Consider the following 500-nt stretch of genomic DNA (forward strand, 5'->3'; position numbering starts at 1 on the left):
CGCGCAAGTTATTTCATTTCGACTCCATAGGGCCACAAGTCCCGGCCCCACGGAGCGGCACATCGCGACAACACGTGGAACCACCCCGGCCGGGTTGACGACAATCACGACCGCAGAACCCCGCGCCCATAGACTTCCCAGCCATAAACCCCAGGGAGCACGGTGTCAGACCAGCCTCGCAAGAGCAGAGCGGACAGGGGGCACGTTCGCCTCAACCAACGGGATCTCCACGTCCTCGAATGGATCTTCGACATGCGAGCCGCCTTCGAATCGGACATCTCGGAGATTCTCGGCCCGGAACACCCGATCTCCAAGAACGCGGCTCGCGCCGTCGTGAAGCGATGGGAGAACGCCGGAGTCGCCTCCGCCGATCCCGTACTCGCCGGCCAGGGCCGGCTCGTACGGCTCACCGCCGAGGGCACCCGGCTGGCCAGTTCGATGGAGCTGGAATCCGACGGGGCGGCGACGAGCGCGGCGGGGGCCGTGCGCCACGCCATGGT

General features: G+C 66.4%; 1 pseudogene. It reads left to right on the top strand.

Annotation, left to right across the window (positions count from 1 at the left end):
- Positions 1–162: 162 nt before the first annotated feature.
- Positions 163–500, top strand: a pseudogene (locus ACY5KJ_RS19735) (hypothetical protein); the annotation flags it as partial.

This window comes from Frankia sp. CcWB3 (genome assembly GCF_977927595.1).